The sequence below is a fragment of the Larkinella sp. C7 genome (genome assembly GCF_006149005.1).
Classification (GTDB): domain Bacteria; phylum Bacteroidota; class Bacteroidia; order Cytophagales; family Spirosomataceae; genus Larkinella.
On sequence record NZ_VBSL01000007.1, the window covers coordinates 27,361 to 46,996 of the forward strand.

16 protein-coding genes are annotated in these 19,636 nt (G+C 51.1%); 14 read left to right on the top strand and 2 right to left on the bottom strand.

Annotated elements, in window-relative coordinates; translation table 11 throughout:
* Nucleotides 1–3: 3 nt before the first annotated feature.
* The 4 genes from purU to FH871_RS18405 all read left to right on the top strand — a co-directional run bounded on the left by purU (nucleotide 4) and on the right by FH871_RS18405 (nucleotide 6,634).
* Nucleotides 4–843 (top strand): formyltetrahydrofolate deformylase, encoded by an 840-nt coding sequence (gene purU, locus FH871_RS18390; RefSeq protein ID WP_138992879.1) that lies wholly within the window; start codon nucleotides 4–6, stop codon nucleotides 841–843.
* An 86-nt stretch (nucleotides 844–929) separates the two neighbouring features.
* Nucleotides 930–3,764: an AsmA-like C-terminal region-containing protein gene (locus FH871_RS18395; RefSeq protein WP_138992880.1), complete on the top strand. Its 2,835-nt coding sequence runs from the start codon at nucleotides 930–932 to the stop codon at nucleotides 3,762–3,764.
* A complete protein-coding gene (locus FH871_RS18400; RefSeq protein ID WP_138992881.1) occupies nucleotides 3,761–4,834 on the top strand; it encodes a DUF4421 domain-containing protein in 1,074 nt (357 codons plus the stop codon). The genes FH871_RS18395 and FH871_RS18400 overlap by 4 nt, the downstream gene beginning before the upstream one ends.
* Before the next feature lie 135 nt (nucleotides 4,835–4,969).
* On the top strand, nucleotides 4,970–6,634 hold the full coding sequence (locus FH871_RS18405) for a sodium/sugar symporter (protein WP_138992882.1): 1,665 nt from the start codon (nucleotides 4,970–4,972) through the stop codon (nucleotides 6,632–6,634).
* Between the two features lie 92 nt (nucleotides 6,635–6,726).
* On the opposite strand, the gene FH871_RS18410 is transcribed toward FH871_RS18405, so the two are convergent.
* Complete coding sequence (locus FH871_RS18410; protein ID WP_138992883.1) at nucleotides 6,727–7,452, bottom strand: copper homeostasis protein CutC; 726 nt, start codon at nucleotides 7,450–7,452, stop codon at nucleotides 6,727–6,729.
* Nucleotides 7,453–7,649: 197 nt separating this feature from the next.
* On the opposite strand from FH871_RS18410, the gene FH871_RS18415 reads away from it, so the two are divergent.
* Nucleotides 7,650–7,871 (top strand): DUF2795 domain-containing protein, encoded by a 222-nt coding sequence (locus FH871_RS18415; RefSeq protein WP_009284883.1) that lies wholly within the window; start codon nucleotides 7,650–7,652, stop codon nucleotides 7,869–7,871.
* Between the two features lie 79 nt (nucleotides 7,872–7,950).
* On the opposite strand, the gene FH871_RS18420 is transcribed toward FH871_RS18415, so the two are convergent.
* Nucleotides 7,951–8,394: a sterol desaturase family protein gene (locus tag FH871_RS18420; protein ID WP_138992884.1), complete on the bottom strand. Its 444-nt coding sequence runs from the start codon at nucleotides 8,392–8,394 to the stop codon at nucleotides 7,951–7,953.
* 204 nt (nucleotides 8,395–8,598) lie between these two features.
* Here FH871_RS18420 and FH871_RS18425 point away from each other — a divergent pair, with 204 nt between their 5' ends.
* From FH871_RS18425 to FH871_RS18465, 9 genes are all read left to right on the top strand, one after another.
* Entirely contained in the window at nucleotides 8,599–9,243 is a 645-nt protein-coding gene (locus FH871_RS18425; protein WP_138992885.1) for a helix-turn-helix domain-containing protein, read from the top strand.
* A gap of 291 nt (nucleotides 9,244–9,534) precedes the next feature.
* On the top strand, nucleotides 9,535–11,292 hold the full coding sequence (locus tag FH871_RS18430; protein WP_138992886.1) for a tetratricopeptide repeat protein: 1,758 nt from the start codon (nucleotides 9,535–9,537) through the stop codon (nucleotides 11,290–11,292).
* On the top strand, nucleotides 11,285–12,136 hold the full coding sequence (locus tag FH871_RS18435) for a DUF4292 domain-containing protein (protein WP_138992887.1): 852 nt from the start codon (nucleotides 11,285–11,287) through the stop codon (nucleotides 12,134–12,136). The genes FH871_RS18430 and FH871_RS18435 overlap by 8 nt, the downstream gene beginning before the upstream one ends.
* Nucleotides 12,137–12,208: 72 nt before the next feature.
* The gene (locus tag FH871_RS18440; RefSeq protein WP_229317378.1) at nucleotides 12,209–13,600 is read left to right on the top strand and encodes a murein hydrolase activator EnvC; all 1,392 of its coding nucleotides are present in this window, start codon (nucleotides 12,209–12,211) and stop codon (nucleotides 13,598–13,600) included.
* A gap of 134 nt (nucleotides 13,601–13,734) precedes the next feature.
* Nucleotides 13,735–14,553, top strand: coding sequence for a 3-methyl-2-oxobutanoate hydroxymethyltransferase (gene panB, locus FH871_RS18445; RefSeq protein ID WP_138992889.1), 819 nt, complete (start codon nucleotides 13,735–13,737; stop codon nucleotides 14,551–14,553).
* 77 nt (nucleotides 14,554–14,630) lie between these two features.
* The gene (locus tag FH871_RS18450; protein ID WP_138992890.1) at nucleotides 14,631–15,356 is read left to right on the top strand and encodes an RluA family pseudouridine synthase; all 726 of its coding nucleotides are present in this window, start codon (nucleotides 14,631–14,633) and stop codon (nucleotides 15,354–15,356) included.
* Nucleotides 15,357–15,891: 535 nt separating this feature from the next.
* The gene (gene mutL, locus FH871_RS18455) at nucleotides 15,892–17,841 is read left to right on the top strand and encodes a DNA mismatch repair endonuclease MutL (RefSeq protein ID WP_138992891.1); all 1,950 of its coding nucleotides are present in this window, start codon (nucleotides 15,892–15,894) and stop codon (nucleotides 17,839–17,841) included.
* A 33-nt stretch (nucleotides 17,842–17,874) separates the two neighbouring features.
* Nucleotides 17,875–18,651, top strand: coding sequence for a rhomboid family intramembrane serine protease (locus FH871_RS18460; protein WP_114407558.1), 777 nt, complete (start codon nucleotides 17,875–17,877; stop codon nucleotides 18,649–18,651).
* Between the two features lie 3 nt (nucleotides 18,652–18,654).
* Nucleotides 18,655–19,575 carry a rhomboid family intramembrane serine protease gene (locus tag FH871_RS18465; protein ID WP_114407557.1) on the top strand — a complete coding sequence of 307 codons (921 nt, stop codon included), beginning with the start codon at nucleotides 18,655–18,657 and terminating at the stop codon, nucleotides 19,573–19,575.
* Nucleotides 19,576–19,636 lie beyond the last annotated feature (61 nt).

Below are 19,636 nucleotides of genomic sequence, written 5' to 3' on the forward strand. Positions count from 1 at the left end.
TTCATGTCAATCGAAACACGTCACATTCTGTTAATGGACGGCCCCGATAGCACGGGACTCATTCACCGCGTCACCGGCGTACTGGCGCATTACAATCTGAATATCATCCGAAACGATGAATATGTAAGCCCTGACCGGCAGTTTTTCATGCGTACCGAGTTCGAAGGTAATTATGATTCATCTGCTTTGTCTGATAACTTACAACAAACGTTACCACCGGGCATCAATCTCCGTATTAATCCCAAAAAAAAGAAAAATATTATTGTTTTTGTTACAAAAGAGCACCATTGTTTGGCAGAACTGCTGATTCGGTATGCTTTTAATGAACTTGATGCCGATATTCTGGCGGTGGTCAGCAACTACAATACCCTCCAGCCGCTGGTGAGTAAGTTCGGTATTCCGTTTCATTATGTTACGCACGAGCACAAAACCCGGGAAGAACACGAAGAGGCCATTACCCGGACCTTGTCGATTTATGAACCGGAATACATCGTGCTGGCCAAATACATGCGGGTGTTGACACCAACATTTGTGAAAAAGTTTCCGAACCGCATTGTCAACATTCACCACTCGTTTTTGCCGGCCTTCATGGGCGCTAACCCGTATCGGCAGGCCTATGAACGGGGCGTCAAAATTATCGGAGCCACCGCTCACTTTGTAAATAATGATCTGGACGAAGGCCCGATTATTGCCCAAAACATCAAGGAGGTCGATCACCGGCACACGGCGGCCGATATGTCTACGGAAGGAAAGGACGTGGAAAAAATCGTGTTGTCGCAGGCGCTGAAACTGGTTTTCAACGACCGCGTTTTCATTCACCAGAATCGGACGATCATTCTGTAGGGTCGAACAGTGTGCCGCCGATGGGTGTTTAGTTAAAACCGGCCATTTTGCCGGATTCGATTGCTCAACGATCTGTCTGTAAAAGCATGGCGAGGTTTTCTCACTGGATAAAAATAGGTGCCGCTCTGGCTGGCGTTCTGCTGGTGGTGGGCTTGCTGATTCCGCTTTTGCTGACAACCGTTTACAAAGAAAAAGTCATTCTGTCCGTTCGCAATGAATTTGCCAGCCATTCCGAACAGCGTCTGGCCGATTTCGGCGTAAATTTTTCGTTGCTCAGCCATTTCCCGAATCTGGCCATTCAGCTTAACGATGTGTCGATCCACGATAACCAGGGGCCCAAACCGATGGAAATTGTGGGCGTCGATCAGGCCAATCTGGTGATCCGGCTCACCGATATTTTCCGGGAAAGCCGAACCGTACAGAAGATCCTGCTGAAAGGCGTTCGGTATCACCAGCGGGTTGACTCGACCGGACAAAAAACCGGGCTGGTCTGGAAAGCCGAAACCCGGTCGGACACCAGCCATACGCATTCGATTGCTATTCCCGAAATTCGGATCGAAGACGCCACGGTGATCGTTGAAAATGAATACAAAAAGAATGCGTTTTCGATGACCATCCGAAATGCCGATCTACGTGGCCACCTCAACCATCCGACGCTGCAACTACAGGGGACCGTCGAGGGAGCCATCGACTTCATTAAAAACCGGAACCTGCTGCTGTTTCGGGCGCAGGCTTTCACGGCCAATGTCCGGTATGAATACAACCCGACGACCAAAACCGGCATGTTCAGCCAAAGCCAGCTTGTGGTCAACGGGTCGCCCATTCATCTGACGGGCAGCCACCGGAAACTCCCCGAAAACCAGGGCATGGAGCTGAACATCGGTCTGAATGGCCTGCAACCGGCTCACGAGTTTCTGGCGGCTTTGTTGCCTGACTCGCTCAAACGGTATGCCGGAGATGCCGACATGAAGGGAAAAGTCGCTTTCCGGTTTCGAATGAGCGGACAGAGCAGCGCAACGGTGCGGCCCCACAACGACATCAGCTTTCAGCTTCAGGCCCAAAATTACCACTGGCCCAGAACGCCGGTGGTTTTTCAAACCGTGCAGGTACGGGGAAACTGGAACAACGGCGCCCGAAACGCCCGTGAAACCACCAAACTGACGCTTCAGCAGTTTCGGGTTCAGTCGGGCGATGATACGCTGGTGGTGCGCGGTACACTGGCCAATCTGGTGTCGCCGGTTGCCGATGCCACCATTCAGGGGAACCTGTCGCTGCAACAACTGGCCCAACTGATGAACTGGCCCGGCGACTCGCTCTATTCCGGAACAGCCGCCATCGATCTGGCCGTTCGCAGCCCGCTGCTGTATTCGAATGTACTCAAACCCTCTCCCAATGAACCGTTCTGGAAAGGAACGCTTCGCGTGAAAGAGGGTTGCCTTCATTTTCCAAAACCGTCGGGTCGGTGTACGGCGCTCAATGCGGATATTCATTTTATCCCGGAAAACAACATGCTTCGGATTCGGGAAGTGGTGGGGAAACTGGATGGGCGGTTTTTCAAAATCAACGGCGAAGTGACCAATCTGCTTCGGTATGCCCTGGGCGGCAATCGGGCTACTTACCCGGTTCGGACCAAACTGGCTGCGCATTGGCAGGAACTGGATTTCTCAAAACCGCTCCCCCCGTCGACCCGGCGGTCGGCTCCTCCCAAAATACCGACTTCAACCGATAGTTTGCTGGCCGGGCTGCTGTTTGGCACCGAGTATTCCGCCGTCATTCGGATTGACCGCATTCGGCTGCCGTCCCGGGAAGATTTGAGCGATATGTCGTTTGTGGTTCACAAAAAAGGAGAACGGGTTCGGGTTCCGCAGCTTCGTTGCCGGACTACTTTAGGCGGCTCAATCGCCGGGTTAGGCCATTTTCAGTTGACCCCGGATGGCATTCAGGCACCCTATGCGGCCTTGAGCCTGTCGTATGAACGGCTGGATCTGCAACGGCTGGTGGGTTTATTGTCCGGATTGAACAGCATGCAGGCTACTTACAAAAGACCGGTTTCGCAGCAAAAAAAATCCGCGTTGAATGATTACCAGTTCGATGTGGAAGTGAAAGCCCGCAAGCTGGACTACCAAACGCTGAAAGGTGATGACTTTGGTCTGAAAACCGTCATCAAAGACGAAACCGCGCAACTGGAACGGCTCACGATGAATGTTTTTGGCGGGCGGCTGGGTTCCCACGGCTTGATGAAACTGGGTCGTCCGGAAGGATTTCCGGTAACGCTCAATGTAACGCTCCAGAAAATGGATCTGCACCAGCTTTTTCGGGCGGCTGAGGAGATGAGAATCGATGTGTTGAAGAGCGAAAACATCCGGGGTAATGTGGATTGCGCCATGTCGCTGCGGACGGAATTAAACAACGATTTTTTGCCGGACATCAGGAAAATAACGGCTTATACCAGGGCTTCGATCCGGCAAATGGAACTCATCGAAGTTCAACCCATTCAGCAAGCCCTGCGATTTTTACCGAAAGCCAAGACGAGTCACATCTATTTTGAAGATGTAGACGCTCAGTTTTTACTCCACGACAACCGGATTCTGATGCCGGATCTGAATCTGTCCAGCAACCTGTCGTATCTGCATTTGAACGGCGATTACACGCTCAACAAGAAAGCGGCTTTTCTGGTGGAAATCAGTCTGACGGATTTAATTTTTGGCAATAATAAACGACGCATTCGGCAAATTCAGGAACCGGATTCGACCCGAACCTCCCGGGGCCTGAAAAACCACTTGCTGTTGCAGCGCGATCTTGGAAAATATCGGATGAAAATGTTTGGCCGAAGAGATTTTGAAGCCCAAAAGCAAACCCTCCGTTCGGAATGGCAAGAAGAATTGAGCCGCCACAAAATTGACACTACCTTTTCCCGATGAAGCGAACTCTGGAGGGTAATCGTGGGTTTGTCTGCGCTATAAACCGGGCGTTTTCTTTCGCTTTTCCGGTTGTCTGTCTGGTATGCGGGACGGTTTTGCCAGGACTGGCCCAAAGCCTCCTGGGCCGTGGGCTGGACTCAACGTATGTAAAGACGTTCCCCGGAAAACTGACGGGGCGGCTGTACCTTTCCCAAAAATACACCTCGTTTGTTCTGTCAACGCCGGTTATTCCGAGTCCGGCGCTGCGTTTCAAGCCCAATTCGTCGCTGGATCTGGGCATCGGTGCCACCTTCAACGCCCTGACGCTGAACCTGGCCTACGGGCTTTCGTTTCTGAACAACAACGGGAAAGGCAAAACCCGCGACATTGACCTCCAAACGCACCTTTACATGCGGAAATGGGTCGTCGACGGATTTGGGCAATTTTATGAAGGGTACTACCTCGCTCCCCGGGGCAACGCGTCGCCCAATCCCGATCAATACTATCAGCGCCCCGATTTGGGCATTTACCTGCTGGGCGCATCGATTCGGCGGGTATTTAACTTTCGGCGGTTTTCGTTTCGGGCGGCTTTGGTGCAAAATGAGTGGCAGAAAAAATCAGCAGGCACGTTTCTGGCGGGCTTTCAATTCTATTACGGCATTGTACGGGGCGATAGTGCGCTGTTTCCTTCCGTTCTGCGGCCGGTTTTTCCGGAAACCGACGTGCGCCGGATGCGGTTTGTGAAATTTGGCCCCGGTGGGGGGTATGCCTACACGTACGTCTACCGGCAACACTGGTTTGTCACGGGTTCGCTGACGACCAATTTGAACGCCACCTTCAGCAAAGAGATCGTTGGGGCCGGCAAACTAACCTACAGCACGCTGCGTCCGGATCTCCTTTTCAGGATCGTTGCGGGCTACAATAGCAATCTGTGGTGTGTAACGCTGGGCTGGGTCAACGGCTCGGTGTCGGTCATAACACCCGTTTATGACTACACCATCCATACCGGGAATTACCGGTTAACCGTTGCCCATCGCTTCAAAGCAAATCCCCGGTTGCGGAAAATCGTGCCGGAGACCATCAAAATCTGATTATTCTGGCGAATATCGCTTTACAACAATAATCTACGCGGGAGACGAAGATTGGCAAGAATATGTTCTGTAAATTATTATCTTTCGAGTCATAATAATCCTAAGCTTATTTCTTCCCCGCTTATAGTTGCCGTCATGCAAAAATTACAGACTCTCGATTACGTTGTTTTCTTCATTTATTTCATCATTGTAGCGTCGTACGGCTACTGGATTTACCAACGAAAAAAGACCAAAGAAACCTCCTCTACCGATTTTTTCCTGGCCGAAGGATCACTCACCTGGTGGGCCATCGGGTCGTCACTGATTGCCTCCAACATTTCGGCGGAGCAGTTTATCGGCGCGTCCGGTGACGGTTTTGCGATGGGGCTGGCCATTGCCACCTACGAATGGATGGCTGCCGCTACGCTGATTGTGGTCGCCGTCTTTTTTATGCCGATCTACCTCAAGAACCGGATCTTTACGATGCCGCAGTTCCTGACCAAACGGTATAACAACACCGTTGCGATGATCATGGCCATTTTCTGGCTGTTTCTTTACATCCTGGTCAACCTGACGTCAATTCTGTTTTTGGGCGCATTGGCGGTTTCCACCATTTCGGGACTCAATTTTACATTCTGTATGTTCGCGCTGGCCGTTTTTGCGGTCATCATTACCCTGGGCGGCATGAAAGTGATTGGTTATACGGACGTGATTCAGGTGTTTTTTCTCATTCTGGGCGGGCTGGCCACCACCTATCTGGCGGTCAATCTGGTCTCGTCGGAAAACGGTACCACCGGCATCCTCAACGGCTTCAACCACATGCTGGCGAAATCCGAAGACCATTTTCACATGATCTTTCCGAAGGGGCACCCGCATTACGCGTCGCTACCCGGTCTGACGGTACTGATCGGCGGGATGTGGATTGTGAACCTGAACTACTGGGGCTGTAACCAGTACATCACGCAACGGGCGCTGGGTGCCGATTTGAAAACCGCCCGGGAAGGCATTCTGTTCGCGGCATTTCTGAAACTCCTGATGCCGATCATCGTGGTTTTGCCGGGGATTGCTGCCTACACGTTGTATCAGCAGGGCTTGTTTCAACAGGAAATGCTCGATGCAACGGGAGAAGTGAATAAAGATCATGCCTATCCGGTTTTGCTCAATTTGCTGCCCGCCGGTCTGAAAGGTCTTTCGTTTGCCGCCCTGACGGCTGCGGTCGTGGCATCGCTGGCCGGTAAAGCCAACTCGATTTCGACCATTTTTACGCTCGATATTTTCAAGAAATACATTGCACCGGATGCCAGTGAGAAGAAACTGGTGCGGGTGGGTCGAATTGCCATCTGGGTGTCGATGCTGATGGCCATTTTCATCTCACCATTTATGGGAATCGACAAAAAAGGCGGTTTTCAGTTTATCCAGGAAATGACGGGACTGGTGTCGCCGGGCGTTTTTGCCGCCTTTATCATGGGTTTCTTCTGGAAAAAAACCAACTCGTCCGGGGCCTTGTTCGCCATTGTTGGCGGGTTCCTGTTGTCGCTGTTTTTCAAATACATGCTGCCCGGTCTGGTGGATCTGCAATTTCTGGCCCCAACCGGTTTTGCCGTCCCGAACCCGGATGGCATCTACACCATTCCGTTTCTCGACACGATGGGCTTTGTCTTCCTGATCTGTGTTGCGGTGATGGTGGTGCTGGGACTTCAGAAACCCAGCGACAAAGGGCTGGAGATTGACAGCAGCATGTTCAAAACGTCCTCCAGCTTTGCCATCGGAGCCGCCGTTGTGCTGGCGATTATTGTGCTTTTGTACGGGTATTTCTGGTAAAAAAGAGAAGTTATTACACAGAGTTGATCAGAGATTATCAGAGTTAAACAGAGTATTTCTCTGATAATCTCTGATCAACTCTGTGTAATAACTCAAACCGCGTCGACCACCGCCCTGACTACTTCACTGCTCGTACTGAGCCATTCGTATTCGCTCATTGCTACCGAAGCCATAGGCACCTTGAGGTTGCGGTATTCCATGCCGCTGTTCATTACCTTTTTTCCAGTCAGGTGGAGCGCGTGAACGCCCGTGGCAGCCAGGCGCGCGGCATTGGCGGCCGTTACGCCCGCACCGGCCATAATCTCAATCCGATCATTCGCCTGTTTAACCAGCTTCGTCAGGAGTGGAATGCCGGCTTCCGCGCTGGCTTGCTGCCCCGAAGTCAGAATGCGTTTGGCCCCCGTTCGGATCACGGCTTCCAGGGCTTCTTCCGGATCGCGCGTCAGGTCAAACGCCCGGTGAAACGTAACCGCCAACGGGTGGGCTAACTGAATGAGTTCGGCGGTTTTTTCTTCATCGACGGTTCCATCGGCTTTTAACAGGCCCAGCACCACGCCGTTGGCACCGGCTTGCTTCGCGGCTTCAATGTCCCGGCGCATCACCGCCAGTTCAGTGTCGTTGTATAAGAAATCGCCCCCACGGGGACGTATCATAACGTAAAGGTCAATCGTTACCTGCTGGCGGGCCAGTTCGATCAGGCCGTAGCTCGGCGTGGTGCCGCCCTCCCCTGCTCCCCCGCACAACTCGATCCGGGTGGCACCGTTGGCCTGTGCAATCAGGCAGGACTCCAGGGAAAACGCGCAAATTTCAATGTTCATTGATTAATAGACGGTTAGAAAAAGAAGAAGTTTGACGAAAGAATACAAACATTTTCAACCGGGATTCGGTTAAATGGCCTGAACGGCATCCGTACCGTTTCTGAAAGAATTTTCAGCGACATGTATAGGATATTCATATTTTTTTACTTTTGCACAATTTTACGACAATCAGTCGTCATATTTTAGCAGCAACGCGTATGTATTGGACACTCGAATTGGCATCCTATCTGGAAGATGCCCCCTGGCCGGCTACCAAAGATGAGTTGATCGATTACTCGATCCGCTCTGGCGCTCCCTTAGAAGTAGTTGAAAACCTGCAGGAGTTGGAGGACGACGGTCAGCCCTACGAGAGTATCGAGGAAATATGGCCTGATTACCCAACCAAGGACGATTTCTTCTTCAACGAAGACGAGTATTAGCCGGTTGTTTCCCTGAATTTGGCCCATAAAGGTACAGCGCGAACGTTGTGACTTTATGGGTTTTGCCATTTGCGGGAAATCAGCGATTCCGGTATTTCTTCGGTGCATACAAAAAACCGAATGCCTCGGCTCCCTGGCGCTTGTGAACCTTGTGGTGAATGTAATGCGCCCGAATGATTCGTTTCAGGTATGAATTTCGGGTGTTGAACCGGATTTTGATCCGCCGGTGGACAATGACATCGTGGAAAATAAAATAAAAAATACCGTATAAGGTCACGCCGATGCCGATCGGTGCTAGAAACCAGAGTGAGTCGACTTCAAAACCCACCACCACCGTTCCGACAGCGGCCAGACTGAAAATGACGCTGAACAGATCATTTCGCTCCAGAAAACCGGCATGGTGGTTATGGTGCGAATGATGCCAGCGCCACATGAAACCGTGCATGATGTATTTGTGTGTCCACCAGGCCACCCCTTCCATTCCCACAAACGTAACCAGGACGATAACAACGTTTACCAGCATTTTTTCGTTACTAGATCAGATCCTACCCAAAGGTAAAACCGCTAACTAGTTTAAATGGTTAATACTGAGAACAACGGACAAAATTACGGCAATTTCCGGTAAAATAGTTGTTCAACCTTTTGGTTCGTATGGGTTAAAACGGTTATATTTAAAAGCAAGGGAGGGGCTGACATCCTTCCTGATACCTACACAGCCGACTGACGGATGGACTACAGGGCGCTCAAGGAACTGGTTAGACAGGGTGAGGGAACGCATCTCGAATTCAAATTAAAGTCCAATCACCCCGAACGGATTATTCGCGAAATTGTGGCGTTTGCCAACACTGAGGGCGGGAAACTGCTCATTGGCATCGGCGACGACAAAAGTATCCAGGGCCTTAAACACGTCGACGAAGACGAATACCTGCTGGAACGCGCCATCGAACGGTATTGTACGCCCACCATCACCTATTCCATGGAACGCGTACTACTCGCCAACGAGCGGGAAGTGCTGGTGATTACGGTTCCGGAGAGTGAGCGAAAACCGCATTACGTCGACGATCCGATCAACGATTTCCGGCGGGCCTACATTCGGGTTGACGACAAGGCCGTTCAGGCCAGCAAGGAGGTTCGCGAGATTATGAAGGGCGAAACCGCCGAACGCGCGGTGCGGTTTACGTATGGCGACAAGGAGCAGACGCTGATGCAGCATCTGGATCGCAACCAGAGCATTACGGTCGATCTCTTCGCCAACATCGCCAACATTCCCCGAAAAATGGCCTCCCGAACCCTGGTCTTGCTGGTGCTGGCCAATGTGCTGGAAATACATCCCAATGAAACCGTGGATCGTTTTACGACGCGGATGGGGTGAAAAGGTTCTAATAACGAATGTTGAACAACGAATAGCGAATAATGAAGTAAAGGCTAGGGTTTCGGTTTTTAACTTCGTTATTTGTTATTCAACATTCAGTATTCGATATTCCTGCCTGCCACTTGAGATCAACCCGCCTTTGTCGGATGACTATCCGATGTTTTCCACTACCTTTGCATATTGTGACCAATGGTTGCAGCCGGTTGCAATAGAGACTGTGCCTGACACGTTTGAACAGGAGAGCCCGGTGGGCATTCAGAGTCGTTCAATTCATTTAAGTAACTCATACAGATGCACTATCTGGTAAAACCCAATTGGCGGAAATGGCTGGTTGCCGGTATCGGTTGCCTGATGGTGTGGAGCATCACACCCGCTGAGGCACAACGCAAATCCAGGGAAAAAGACCAGCAGAAGCCGAAAGAGGGCGTTCGGGGCGTGGAAGAATCCCTGTTTACGGAAGGAATGAAGTTCATGATGATGGACGAACCGGCCAAAGCGGTACCGCAATTCCAGAAAGTCATCCAGCTTGATCCCGAAAACCCGGCGGCCAACTACGCAGCCGCAACGGCCCTGATGAAACTGAGCAAACCGGAAGAGGCCCTTCCGTTCGCCCAGAAGGCCGTTCAGTTGGATAAAGGCACCAATAAATATTATGTGCTGCAACTGGCCGAACTGCTGGTGAAGCAGAAACGCTATACCGACGCCGAAAATCTGTATGAAGAGCTGATCAAGAAAAGCCCCGAAAACATCGAATACGGCGTTGAACTGGCGGCCATTTACCTGTTCGACGAAAAGCCGGACAAGGCCCTCGACATGTACGACAAGGTGGAGAAGGCCACCGGCATGAACGAAGAAATCATTCGGCAGAAACAGCGGATTTACCTGAAGCAGAATAAGGTGGAAAAAGCCATTCAGGAAGCTGAAAAGCTGGTGGCTTCCGAACCCGGCGAAACCGATTACCTGCTCGAAGGGGCAGAATTGCTGATTGCCAACGACCGGAACGATCAGGCAGTGGACTGGCTCCAGCGGGCGTTGAAAGTCAACACGGATTTACCCCAGGCCCACGTCATGCTGGCCGATCTGTACCGCAAGCAGGGTGATTTGGAAAAATGCAGCCAGGAGCTTGACAAAGTCTTTTCAAATCCGAACCTGGAAGCCGACATTAAAGCCCGGATTTTATCAAGTTACATCGGCGTGGTTGGTAAAGACGAAAAAGCCAGGCAGAGTGCCGTGAAACTGGCCAAAGAGCTGGCAACGGCTCATCCCAAAGACGCCCGTTCGCAGGCGATTTATGCCGACTTGCTGGTGCAGCAGGGTAAAAAAGCCGAGGCCCGGGATTACTATGTCAAAGCCGCCCGTCTGGACAAAGCCACCTACGAAGTCTGGGGGGCCATTCTACAACTCGACGGCGAACTGAATCAGATGGACAGCATGCTGGTTCACTCCGAGCAGGCACTGGAATTGTTCCCGAACCAGGGCGTCATCTGGGCGTTCAACGGATCGGCCAATTATTTCAAGAAGCGGTATAAGGAAGCCATTGAAGCCTACGAGGAAACCCGGCGGCTGTCGGCCACCAACGCCGAGCTGATGAAGAGCGTGAACGCACAGTTGGGCGACGTCTACAACGGCATGGGCGACCACCAGAAGTCGGACGAAGCCTACGAACTGGTGCTGAAAGAAGACCCGGACAACGATCACGTTTTGAATAACTACAGCTATTTTTTGTCCCTGCGGAAAGAAAAATTGCCGTTGGCGCTGCAAATGTCGGAGCGACTGGTTGAAAAAAACCAGAACAACGCAACCTATCTGGACACCTACGCCTGGGTTTTGTACGTCATGAAGGACTATGCCAAAGCCCGGATTTTCCTCGAAAAAGCCATTCAAGCCGATCAGAACGTGAGTGGGACAATCATCGAACACTATGGTGATGTGTTGTACCAGCTTGGCGAGCACGACAAGGCAATTGAACAGTGGAAACGGGCCAAACTAAAAGGCGAAACGACCGAGCGGTTGGACAAGAAAATTGCAACCGGAAAAATCTATGAGTAAATACCTTATTGGACTTTTGTGCGTCATCATGCTGTGTACATCGGAAGGATGTCGTCGGCGGAGACTGTTCCGCAACGCCCCTCCTTCGCCCACAGCCGATACGGTTTCCGTACAAGCCCAAACCCCAATCCGGACCGATACGATTGCCACCGCCCCGGTCGTATCTTCCGTCGACCCCAAGGCCACCGTCGACCAAGTTGACTTTGCTTACCTGACGGCCAAATCGAAGGTTTCGTTCAAAAGCAAAGACCAGGATATCAACAACGCAAACGTAAACCTTCGGATCGATAAAGACAGCCTGATCTGGTTGTCGGTATCGGGCGTCGGGGTTGAAGTGGCACGGGCGCTAATTACGAAAGATTCCGTGGTGATTATGGATCGCATTCACCGCGAATATTCCGTGTATGATTACGCGTCATTGAGTCAGCGGTTTAATTTCAACCTGACTTTCGGGCTGATCCAGTCGCTGCTGATCGGGAATCTGCCGCTGCCCCAGGAACCGGCTCAACGGGTTAAAAACGAGAAGGATTATCTCCTGTTGCGGCAGCGCGAAGGCAAGGTGATGGTCGACAACTACATTGGAGAAGAAAACCGGAAACTGAAAAAACTGCTGGTGGTGGAGCAACCTACTCGCAATTCGCTGACGCTGGATTATGAAGACTTTACGGTATTGAATAATTTCCTGTTTCCGTATACCAGTCTGGTAACCGTCGATTACAAATCCAAAAACGACGGTCAACCTTACCAGACCGTCTTACGAATAAGACATAATAAAGTAGAGCTTACCGATAAAAATCCGGGCTTTCCGTTCAGCATTCCGCCAAAATACCAGCGGAGACCGTAACTGCCCCGGTATTGCAAGATGCTTATGAAGTACAGAGTGGTTCGGGCTACCGATTGGAGGGAATTGATCCTTATGCTTACCCTATGCTGGCTGGCGGGCGGGAGCGTAATGGCCCAGCAGCGGAGTCGTCAGCAGTTAGAAAAAGAGAAAAAGCAGAACATCGAAAAGGTCTCGCAGATCCGGACGATTCTGAAAAAAACTTCTTCGCAGAAACAGGCGACCCTCGGCCAACTGAAAGCGCTGAATCAGGAAATTGCGGCCCAATCCAAACAGATCAACCTGCTGACGGAAGATGTCAAGCTGATGACGTCCGAAATTCAGGAACTGCGCCGGACTTCCAACCAGTTGCAGAACAACCTGGAAAAACTCAAAAAGGAATACGGTGAAATGATTTATGCCGCCGACAAACGCCGGCAGCAGGTCAATCCCCTGGGCTTCCTGTTTTCGGCCGAGAATTTCAACCAGTTGGTCGCGCGGTACAAATACCTCCAGCAATATTCTGAAGCCCGGCAGGGACAGGTACGGCAGATGGAGAAAGTGCGGCAGGAGATGCTCACAAAGCAGCAGGACGTCGAGCGTAAAAAGAAACAGCAGCAGGGAACACTGGCCGTGCAGGTCAACGAATCGAAACGCCTGGAAGGGCTGAAGGATGAGAAAAACCGGGTTGCCGAGGAACTGAGCGAGAAAGAACAGGACTTGCGGACTGAACTGGCTGAAAGTCGCAAGGCCGTCAATCGGCTGGAATCGGCCATTACGGAAATGATTCGCCGGGAAATTCGAGAACGGGAAGAGCGGGAACGTCTGGCCAGGCTGGCCCGATTGAAAGCCGAACGTGAGCGGATCGCCCGTGAAAAAGCCGCTGCAGCTGCCGCTGCTAAAGCCAAAGCTGAACGGGCCGCTGCCGCAGCAGAATCGGACGAACCGGAGACGGCAGAACCGAAAGCTGTTGAACCCAAGGCCACCGAATCGGCCGCAGAAGCGTCGGAACGAACCACACGCCAGCCCGATGAGCGCCGAAATAATTTGCTGAATGACGAAGAAGCGGCTCTGGCGTCTTCTTTTGCTTCTTCCAAAAACCGTCTGCCCTGGCCCGTCACGCGGGGCTTCATTTCGGATCATTACGGCGTAAAACCGCACCCGGTTTTGAAAGGCGTCATGCAGGATAACCCCGGCATCGATATTCAGACCACGCCCGGCGAGGTGGTGAGGGCGGTTTATGACGGAGTTGTTCAGTATACGACCTACGTAACCGGGATGCATAACATCGTGGCTGTTCAGCACGGGGATTATTACACGGTTTACGCCAAACTAAAAAGCGTATCGGTGCAGGTGGGGCAGCGCGTCAAAGCCCGCGAAGTGATTGGCGTGGTGGCCACCGATAAGGATGGCGTGGCGGAAGTGCAGTTCCAGGTCTGGAAAAGTACCAGCCGGATGAACCCCGAATCCTGGCTGATCGACCGTTGATTTTAACACAAACCGCAAACCGTTCACCTTCAACAGAATCATTTTGCCACCATCGTGGTTTTATTAGCTACGAATACCCGTAGATTGCCTGCTAAAACCTGCTCACTGACTATTTAAAACGGTTTACCTAAGGAATGTCTGTTCATAACCCCGACATCAAACGGATCACTACCCATGTTATTCAGGAATTGAAAAGCAAGGGAGAGAAAATTTCGGCATTGACTGCCTATGACTATTCACTGGCGCGGTTGGTCGATGCCGCCGGTGTCGAAATCATCCTGGTGGGCGATTCGGCCTCCAACGTGATGGCTGGCCACGAAACCACCCTGCCGATCACCCTGGACCAGATGATTTACCACGCTACCTCGGTTGTTCGGGCTGTGAAGCGGGCGCTGGTTGTGGTCGATTTGCCGTTTGGTTCCTACCAGGGAAATTCGTCCGAAGCCCTGCGGTCGGCCATCCGGATCATGAAAGAATCTGGTGCGCATTCGGTGAAAATGGAAGGCGGTCTGGAGGTCCGGGAGTCGATTATCCGGGTTCTGAGCGCGGGCGTTCCCGTGATGGGCCACCTGGGTTTGACTCCCCAGTCGATCTATAAATTCGGGACGTATGCCGTTCGGGCGAAGGAAGAAACCGAAGCCCAAAAGCTGTTGGAAGACGCGAAAATGCTGGAAGACATTGGCTGCTTTGCCGTTGTTCTGGAAAAAATTCCGGCCGCATTAACCAAACAAGTCTCTGAAAGTCTGACGATTCCGACGATCGGTATTGGAGCCGGACCGGATGCGGATGGCCAGATTCTGGTGTTGCACGACCTGCTGGGTATTAATAAAGAGTTCAAACCGCGTTTCCTGCGTCGGTATGCCGATTTGCACGGTGTGATTACACAGGCCATCGGGCATTATGTTGACGATGTGAAAGACCGCGAGTTTCCGAGTAAAGAAGAAGCATATTAGCCGAACGAACGGTCGGTGCATGGAGCCCGGCTTATCAGGAAGGCACAAAAGACGGTTTGAAAAACCGTTCCAAACGAATGAAACAGAAATACGTCGTTGTCTACGAAGACAACCACCTGATTGTTGTCAATAAAGAGCCGGGGGTGTTGGTGCAGGCGGATAAAACCCGTGATGTGCCACTGCTTGATATGATAAAAAGTTACATCAAGAAAAAATACGATAAACCCGGCGATGTGTTTTTGGGAACCGTTCACCGGCTTGACCGACCCGTGAGCGGGCTGGTGGTGTTTGCCCGGACGTCGAAGGCGCTGGAACGAATGAACGAAATCTTCCGGAAACGGCAGGTTCAGAAAACCTATTGGGCTGTGGTGGGGCGAAAACCCCGGGAGGAGAAAGGCCGGCTGACCCATTTTCTGCTCAAAGATGAAGCGACGAATACCGTCAAAGCCTACGATGACGAAGTGCCGGGTTCGCAAAAGGCCGAATTGACGTACCGTTTACTCGGAAAAATCAACGATCATTATTTATTGGAAGTCAATCCGATTACGGGTCGGCCGCACCAGATTCGGGTGCAATTGGCGAGTATGGGCTGTCCGATTCGGGGAGATATCAAGTACGGCTTCCCGCGACCGAATCAAGACAGCAGTATCAATTTACATGCCAGACGGCTTTATTTTATTCATCCCATAAAAAAAGAACCCCTGATCTGTAAAGCCGGGGTTCCAAACAGTCCATTTTGGGAAGAGTTTTTAGCGCTTGATCCGGAAGATTACAAGGATAAAAACCTGGATTTCATTTATTGATCACTTCCGTCAGCGAAAGGCCAACGTAGAATCATCCTACAATTCGTTAAAATGGCGTAGCTATTGGGGCGAAGAGAAACCGGTCTTCGAACCGGAAAATGAGGGATACAAACCGCTTACTTTACGGTGGGTGCTACATCAGACCAAAACTGGTTGAGCACTTTGTCTGCCATCTGAATCGCTCCCTGAAAAGCGCCAAAAATCATACATAAAGGCAGAATAATGGGGAAGAAAACGACCCAGTGCAAAATCATGTTCAATTTGACCTTCTTCATCTCGGTATTTGGGTAAAAGGGTGCCACTTTTAACGGAACGCAAGGTATTAAAACCCCTGTGGGTATTGTACTGGATTCAAAGAAAGAAACGTTTGGTTTCTGCTTATATTCAAAATTACTCTTGAATTATTTCTATAACAAACATTCAAAAAAAAAGATTTACTAAATTACAAAAGCTGGTCTGATTGCTTTTCGCTATGTCGTGGAAAAATAGTAATTTGTTCTTCCATTAAGGATTTGAAATAGTAGATAAATACAAAATGTTGAATATTATTCAACTGTTACCGGATTCAATTGCCAATCAGATTGCGGCAGGGGAAGTGGTGCAACGCCCGGCATCAGTGGTCAAAGAATTACTGGAAAACTCAGTAGATGCCCAAGCAAAAACCGTACAAATTATTATTCGGGATGCCGGGAAAACACTGATTCAGATTATAGATGATGGCATTGGCATGTCGGAAACCGATGCCCGGATGAGTTTTGAACGACACGCGACCTCAAAAATCCGTTCGTCCGACGATCTGTTTCGCATCCGAACGATGGGTTTTCGGGGCGAAGCCCTGGCATCCATTGCCGCCATTGCCCAGGTTGAACTGCGCACCCGCCGGTCCGACGCATCCCGCACCAACGACGAGTTGGGAACGCTCATCCGGATGGAAGGCTCCGAACTGAAAACCCAGGAGACGGTTTCGTGTTTGCCGGGAACGAATATTCTGGTAAAAAACTTATTCTTTAATGTGCCGGCCCGGCGCAATTTCCTGAAAACAAACTCGGTAGAAATGCGCCATATACTGGATGAGTTTCAGCGTGTCGCGCTGGCACATCCGGAAGTGGCTTTTTCGCTCTACCACAACGATTCGGAAGTCTACAACCTGCAGGCCGGAAAGCTGAGCCGCCGGATTGTCGATTTGTTTGGAAAGCAATACCGCGAACAACTGGCTTTCTGCGAAGAAGAAACGCCGTATGTGAACGTCCGGGGGTATATCGGCAAGCCCGAATTTGCCCGTAAAACGCGCGGAGAACAGTTTTTCTTTGTCAATTCGCGCTTCGTCAAGCACAATTATTTGCATCATGCCGTCGTAGGTGCCTATGAAGGAACGATTCAGGACGGTTTTCATCCTTTCTACGTCCTGTTTATCGAAATTGACCCGTCGCACATCGACATCAACATCCATCCTACCAAAACCGAAATCAAGTTCGACGATGAACGCTCTGTGTATGCCATCGTCATGGCGGCTGTTCGGAAGGCCGTTGGCGTCTATAATTTGACCCCTTCGCTCGATTTTGATTCCAATGTGAACTTCCTGCCTGTGACCCCGCCCCCCCGTCGTACGTCTGAAGTACAAGTGGGAAACGGAAGTGGTCAATCGGATGCAACAAGCCGGTCGCCCCTGCGACCGATGTCACCCGCCTGGTCGGCCGAACCAGCGGAACACAAAGCGGCCACTAGTTTTGACTTTCCGCGCAAGTCGGCGGCTAATTGGCAGGCGTTGTTTGAAGGGCTGGAAACCCATGAAACCCCGGCGACGGAAGCACAGAATCTATTTGAAAGCAGCGTTTCCGCCGATTCACAGGCCGAAATCGAGTCGGTGACACTGGGAAGCCGGGTGAACAAACTCATCACGTCAGCGGTTGCTCTGGAAGGGGCTGGTCCCATTCTTCAGGTGCATAACCGCTACCTGGTAACGTCCGTTCAGGCCGGTATGCTGGTGATCGACCAGCGAAGGGCCTACGAACGGGTGTTGTATGATCAATACCAGGCCGCACTGACCAAGCGCAATGGCGTGTCACAGCAACTGCTGTTTCCGAAAACGGTGACGGTGATGCCGGTCGATTACAACCTGGCCCTCGAACTGCGCGACGATTTGACCAGTCTGGGATTTCTGTTCGATGAAATTGGGCAGAATGCCTTTATGATCCGGGGCGTTCCGGCGCTTTCGGTAGGCGAGAATGAAGAAGAACTGTTTGCCAACCTGCTGGCGCAACTCCGCGAAGATACGGGGCGGCTGAAACTGGAGCGGGCCGAAGTGCTCGCCCGTTCGCTGGCCCGGCGGTCGGCTGCGCGGCACCAGAAGCAACTGGCCGAACCGGAGCAACGGGCTTTGGTCGACCAATTAATTGCGTCATCAAACCCATCCTATACGCCCGGTGGTGAACCGATTACAACCCTATTGGCGTTGGATAAATTAGCGGGATTATTTCGGTCCTGATATGGTTATTATGCAAGAAAACGTTACAACTTTATGAATCTTACGCCGGTCGTCAGGACGCTGTTGCTTATTAATGTTGGTTTATTTATTGTAAAAGCGTTGGGAATCGATCTGATCAGTACGTTTGGACTCTATTCGTTTCTCTCACCGGCCTTTGCACCCCACCAATTTGTAACCTACATGTTTCTGCATGCTGATTTTGGTCACATTTTCAGTAATATGCTGGGTTTATTTTTCTTTGGCCCGATGCTTGAGCAGGTTTGGGGGAGCAAACGGTTTACGATTTTTTACTTTATTACCGGCGTTGGAGCCGGATTATTATTTCTGGGCATAAACTATTTTGAAGCCAGTCAGTTACGAGATGCAGTGGCTGTTTTTCAAAGCAACCCAACGCCCGAGTCGCTGGAGTTATTTTTGTCGGATCGGGGCCTGTTGAGTCAGGGGGATAATTTTTTACGCGTGTTTGAAGACAACCCAACGGACCCGGCGTATCGAAGAGGGGCTGTGCAACTGATTCAAACGTATTATGAGCAGCAATTGGCGGTACCGATGGTTGGGGCGTCGGGAGCGATTTTTGGAATCTTGATGGCATTTGGATTATTATTCCCAAATACCGAACTTTTCCTTTTATTTCCACCGATCCCCATCAAGGCGAAATACCTGGTGGCGTTTTACGGTGCGTATGAATTGTACTCGGGCATTTATCGGGCACAGTCCGACAATGTGGCGCATTTTGCTCATATTGGCGGTATGCTGTTTGCTTTTATATTGGTGAAATATTGGGGGAAGCAACGAAATAATTTTTATTGAGTAATGAGTGGACTGTTAGATGACTTCCGGAGCGAATTCAACAAGCCCAACAATACGTTGGTGCAGTTGATTCTTGTTAATACCATTGTCTTTCTGCTGCTGTTGATTCTGAAAGTCATTCTGACGCTGGCAGAAATGTCGGGAGTCTACAATCTGATTGTCGATCAACTGCGGTTACCGGCTGCCCTGGGAACCTTCATCACGAAGCCGTGGACGATGATCACGTACTTCTTTACCCACGAAGACGTCTTTCACATTCTGTTCAACATGCTCTTCCTGTACTGGTTTGGCCGGTTGATCGACGAATACCTGGGAAATCGCCGACTGGTGGCACTCTATATGCTGGGCGGTTTGGCGGGTGGTCTGGCCTACATGGCCATCTACAATCTCCTCCCCTATTTTCAGGAACAGGTGGGTGATTCCCGGATGCTGGGCGCGTCGGCTGCGGCTTTTTCCGTGGCAGTCGGAGCGTCGACGCTGCTACCCAACTACACGTTTCATCTGCTGTTTTTTGGTCCGGTTCGGATCAAATACATTGCCTTTTTCTACATTGTTCTGTCACTGGCCCGGTCCATTGGTCCGAATGCCGGGGGCGATCTTTCCCATTTGGGGGGCGCTTTGGTCGGGTTTCTGTTCATCAAAATGCTTCAGAATGGAACGGATTTGGGGCAGCCCATTTATTGGGTGATGGACGGCTGGCAAAGCCTGTTTCGGAAAAAACCGCCGGTCAAAGTGTCTTACCGTCAGCGCAGTAGTGCCAGCCTGAGCACCGGAGCCTACGCGGCTCCGTCGTCTCCTTCGGCGGTTGCGATGCCGGATCAGGACGAAATTGACGCGATTCTGGATAAAATATCCCGTTCCGGTTATGAAAGCCTGACCCGTGAAGAGAAACAGAAACTTTTCCGGGCGAGCCAGCGTGGATAGAATCTAAATTGTATTTTTCTCGCGAAATTTCGGTGACGGTTTTTAGAGGGAAAGAATGCAT

Bases quoted from the DNA above. Each gene is read 5' to 3' on its own strand.
- purU (WP_138992879.1), top strand. From the start codon at position 4: ATGTCAATCGAAACACGTCACATTCTGTTAATGGACGGCCCCGATAGC.
- mutL (WP_138992891.1), top strand. From the start codon at position 15,892: ATGTTGAATATTATTCAACTGTTACCGGATTCAATTGCCAATCAGATT.
- FH871_RS18400 (WP_138992881.1), top strand. From the start codon at position 3,761: ATGAAGCGAACTCTGGAGGGTAATCGTGGGTTTGTCTGCGCTATAAAC.
- FH871_RS18450 (WP_138992890.1), top strand. From the start codon at position 14,631: ATGAAACAGAAATACGTCGTTGTCTACGAAGACAACCACCTGATTGTT.
- FH871_RS18430 (WP_138992886.1), top strand. From the start codon at position 9,535: ATGCACTATCTGGTAAAACCCAATTGGCGGAAATGGCTGGTTGCCGGT.
- panB (WP_138992889.1), top strand. From the start codon at position 13,735: ATGTCTGTTCATAACCCCGACATCAAACGGATCACTACCCATGTTATT.
- FH871_RS18415 (WP_009284883.1), top strand. From the start codon at position 7,650: ATGTATTGGACACTCGAATTGGCATCCTATCTGGAAGATGCCCCCTGG.
- FH871_RS18420 (WP_138992884.1), bottom strand. From the start codon at position 8,394: ATGCTGGTAAACGTTGTTATCGTCCTGGTTACGTTTGTGGGAATGGAA.
- FH871_RS18440 (WP_229317378.1), top strand. From the start codon at position 12,209: ATGCTTACCCTATGCTGGCTGGCGGGCGGGAGCGTAATGGCCCAGCAG.
- FH871_RS18465 (WP_114407557.1), top strand. From the start codon at position 18,655: ATGAGTGGACTGTTAGATGACTTCCGGAGCGAATTCAACAAGCCCAAC.
- FH871_RS18410 (WP_138992883.1), bottom strand. From the start codon at position 7,452: ATGAACATTGAAATTTGCGCGTTTTCCCTGGAGTCCTGCCTGATTGCA.
- FH871_RS18405 (WP_138992882.1), top strand. From the start codon at position 4,970: ATGCAAAAATTACAGACTCTCGATTACGTTGTTTTCTTCATTTATTTC.
- FH871_RS18425 (WP_138992885.1), top strand. From the start codon at position 8,599: ATGGACTACAGGGCGCTCAAGGAACTGGTTAGACAGGGTGAGGGAACG.
- FH871_RS18395 (WP_138992880.1), top strand. From the start codon at position 930: ATGGCGAGGTTTTCTCACTGGATAAAAATAGGTGCCGCTCTGGCTGGC.
- FH871_RS18435 (WP_138992887.1), top strand. From the start codon at position 11,285: ATGAGTAAATACCTTATTGGACTTTTGTGCGTCATCATGCTGTGTACA.
- FH871_RS18460 (WP_114407558.1), top strand. From the start codon at position 17,875: ATGAATCTTACGCCGGTCGTCAGGACGCTGTTGCTTATTAATGTTGGT.